The sequence below is a fragment of the Propioniciclava sp. genome (assembly GCF_029977985.1).
In the GTDB taxonomy this organism is placed as follows: Bacteria; Actinomycetota; Actinomycetes; order Propionibacteriales; family Propionibacteriaceae; genus Propioniciclava.
On record NZ_JARKOT010000094.1, the window covers coordinates 1 to 1,041 of the forward strand.

The 1,041-nt window shown below is 70.3% G+C and carries 1 protein-coding gene and 1 pseudogene; both read left to right on the plus strand.

Features of this window, described 5'->3' with window-relative positions; translation table 11 throughout:
* Positions 1–466, plus strand: a 466-nt coding sequence (locus Q1K57_RS06000) for an SCO6880 family protein (RefSeq protein ID WP_366525343.1), incomplete at its 5' end; no start/stop codon positions are given.
* A pseudogene (locus Q1K57_RS06005) lies at positions 463–1,041 on the plus strand (ATP-binding protein); the annotation flags it as partial. The gene Q1K57_RS06000 and the pseudogene Q1K57_RS06005, both read left to right, overlap by 4 nt.

A 1,041-nucleotide genomic window follows, 5' to 3' on the forward strand; every position in this document is an offset into this window, starting at 1 on the left:
GTCCACGATCAAACTGCCCGCCAAGGGAGCCCTGATCGGCGCGCTGGCGCCGGTGCTGACCCCGGCCGAGGCGGGGGAACGCCGCTCCTTCATGGTGGCGTTCCCCATCCTCACTCAAACGGTCGCGGAACGCACCGCCGACAACGCCGAATTCGCATCCGACATGGGTAACGAACTGCGCCGCAAGGCCGGCGTCAAACCGAGAGCGCGACACCGCAACGAGGCCGCCAAGGCCCACGGGATGGACGAGAAACTCGCCCGCGGCAACTCCATGACCCGCCCCTACGCGGTCGCCACCGTGACCGTGCCACGCACCAAGTCGATCATCGAGTACGGACGCCGCCTCGACGCGTCCATCCGGGTGGCCGGGTTCTCACCGTTGCGCCTCGACCTGGCCCAGGACCGCGCGTTCGCGGCGTCAACGATCCCACTCGGGGTGTGCCTGACCCGGGACGGTGTCGCATGAGGGCTCGCCGCACCAGCGACGCCCGCGACGTCGCCCACCTGATGGCCGACCTCGGGCACGAACTGCCCAGGCTGCCCGAGCCGCCGGCCGCCCCAAGAGAGCCCCGGCTGTTCCGGTCCGTGCCTCGAGGGGGGCTGAACCGGCGCGGACGCGGATGGTCGCCGGCCCCCGCCCAGGTGTCGACGTGGCGGATGGCCTCCGATCAGGCCCCCGCGCTGTGGCCGTTCATCTCCGCCCCCGGGCTGCCCCCGACGGGAGCGCAGATGGGCATCGACGTGTTGTCGGGTGGCTCGTTCTACGCCGACCCGCTGGGCTGGGTGCTCGCCTCCCAAGTGTCGGTGACCAACCCGAACGTCATGTGTTTCGGTAAGCCGGGCGGCGGTAAGTCCGCGACCAGCAAGGCGTTCCTGTTGCGGATGACCGACTTCGGGTATCGGGTGCTGATCCTCGGCGACCCGAAGGACGAGTACGAACCCATGTGCCACGCGTTGGGGGTGGAACCGTTCGTCATCGGCCACGGGCTGTCGGCGCGGATCAACCCGCTCGACTTCGGCCCGCTCGGCAGGGGCTGGGCC